The following is a 1,982-nucleotide window of genomic DNA, read 5'->3' on the forward strand; positions in this document are numbered from 1 at the left end:
AGGAGAGATTTAACAAGAAGTCTTATTCTTGTCAAGGGTATATCCCTTACAAATTCCTTAGGGTGTGTTAAGGGTTGGCCTTGAAGGTAAAAATTTTCTCGTAAAAAAAGGACACAAAAAAGCACAAAGAGTGGAAAAAAGTAAAAGCCTTGTCAGCTTTAAACAAATAAGCTCTGTTAGGGAGTGTTGCAAGAACAGGAGCGCTGTTGAGCCGTTGGATTGTTGAAGTGGTGTGGTTTTTGTCGTTAAGGGCAAAGGGGGACTTCTTAAAACGCAAGAGGCTTGTTTGGGAGGGCTCGTGAAGCCCTGTCAGGTGCGTGTGCCGGCTGAAATGCTTGAAGTGGGGGAAGAGGGGGAGCCGTTGGAATTGTTTCTTGTATTGGCTGTACGCACATAATATCATGCCTATAGTTTCAAACGTCCCCTTATGAAAAATCTTATACCCTCAATATGGGTCATCAATATAACTGGTAATCACATTAAATACGTCTAGAAATATGAAAATAAGGATTATGGTATTTTAATACCACGTTTTTCACGACTTTTTTTATTTATTAATTTCTTTATTACATTTTTGAATTGCTAAGTTTAGTCCTGTAAGCGCTTTACGGTACAGTTTTCGATATTTAATGGTAGAATAAACAAGCCAAACGGATAATGTTATTATTGCACAACCGACAATGATCCCTAGAATGCGCCCTAATATTATAGCTTCAGTCATTTTCTCTCCTTATTATATTTTGATTAGCAACCGCTTCGTCTAGTTGTTTCATTACTTTTTTCAGTTTCTTCTTTACTATGATCCGTAGCACCAAAGAGATTGGTATCGAACCGTACAGAATTAATGCGCATAACAGCCCGATTGCAGTTGCTACATTCATCTGAGGTTTATCCGCACTGCCTAATATTGAGAGAAAAATGTATAAACAGACGCTTATAAAGATTATGAATATAAATTCTCCCAGTGAAACAACACCAGCCTTTAATGTTTCCTTAACTTCTTTTTGGATATCGAGGACTAAGTCCCATTGAGAAGATGTATCATTTTGTTCTTTTGGTGATGCATTTGATAGGTTTGGTTTTGTCATGTTGATATTCGTTTGTTTCTTGAAGGTTTTGTCTTTTGATAAAGCGAATAACTCAGTTTCTCAGACTATTTTTATGAAATGAAAAAAGATTTCTGTACTTGTTATAATTATAATACGAATGACTTGCTACGTCTGTAGGGCATCTTCCCTTTATTATTATGAGGCATGTACAATTTTTCGTGCCGCTGTATAAAAGATTCGTTTTGTGAGTACAATTATATTTTATCACTAAACTATAGGCGAAGAGGCATTTAATATTGAAGTGTTTAGCCGGTTGAGTTTACTTAAGAAAAGCTTGATTGTTGACAGATCGGCACAGGAATCTTCGTCCTTGAGCGCGGTTAGGCGCGCAAATTTGAATAATGTAACTTTATAGGGGAAAGAACGAAGGCGATAGACATAACGGAGGTCACAAATATTACAAATGTTAAAGTGAGTGATATTTTAAGCGGCTGGTGTTTTAGCGTGTAAGCTAAATTTACGGTTTTCTTTCGGTGTGTAGTTGTATGTTTATCTGCTATTTTAAGCTTTATTGCGAAATGAAATAAGGAGAGACGCTTCAAGCCCTAGAAAATACGACACAGGTAATATCGCCTTATGAGGGGAGAGAGGATATTGCTATGATGGATAAGCTTAGTACTGTAATGATATCTTTGACATGAAACTCAAGGGGTGGTGCGGAGCGCTTGGCAATTTTGTGAAAGAATGAACACAAGAAGGGAGACTAGAGGCAATGAGAACGCATTGTTAGAATGCTCTCTATAGGCCGCAAGAGGTAAGTTTATCCTCTAAAGGTTGCAATTAAAAGGCCTAAAGATTGGCATTAAAAGAAAAATGAAGGGGCTGCGTATGTTATAGGGGAATATTTATGCTGTGGGAGGTGGAGGGGTAGTG

Annotated in this window: 3 protein-coding genes; 1 reads left to right on the plus strand and 2 read right to left on the minus strand. The window is 37.5% G+C overall.

The annotated features are described in order from the left end of the window. Positions 1 to 232: 232 nt before the first annotated feature. Positions 233 to 397, plus strand: coding sequence for a hypothetical protein (locus ACFIQE_RS09885; RefSeq protein ID WP_375702878.1), 165 nt, complete (start codon positions 233 to 235; stop codon positions 395 to 397). A 150-nt stretch (positions 398 to 547) separates the two neighbouring features. Here ACFIQE_RS09885 and ACFIQE_RS09890 read toward each other — a convergent pair whose 3' ends face one another. Together ACFIQE_RS09890 and ACFIQE_RS09895 are read right to left on the minus strand one after the other, a co-directional pair. Further along, the gene (locus ACFIQE_RS09890) at positions 548 to 721 is read right to left on the minus strand and encodes a hypothetical protein (protein ID WP_375611660.1); all 174 of its coding nucleotides are present in this window, start codon (positions 719 to 721) and stop codon (positions 548 to 550) included. Next, on the minus strand, positions 714 to 1,088 hold the full coding sequence (locus ACFIQE_RS09895) for a hypothetical protein (RefSeq protein ID WP_375707652.1): 375 nt from the start codon (positions 1,086 to 1,088) through the stop codon (positions 714 to 716). Before ACFIQE_RS09895 ends, ACFIQE_RS09890 begins: the two co-directional genes overlap by 8 nt. Positions 1,089 to 1,982 lie beyond the last annotated feature (894 nt).

The sequence above is a fragment of the Bartonella sp. AA1HLJMS genome, from assembly GCF_042197445.1.
Lineage (GTDB): Bacteria > Pseudomonadota > Alphaproteobacteria > Rhizobiales > Rhizobiaceae > Bartonella.

Bases quoted from the DNA above. Each gene is read 5' to 3' on its own strand.
- ACFIQE_RS09890 (WP_375611660.1), bottom strand. From the start codon at position 721: ATGACTGAAGCTATAATATTAGGGCGCATTCTAGGGATCATTGTCGGT.
- ACFIQE_RS09895 (WP_375707652.1), bottom strand. From the start codon at position 1,088: ATGACAAAACCAAACCTATCAAATGCATCACCAAAAGAACAAAATGAT.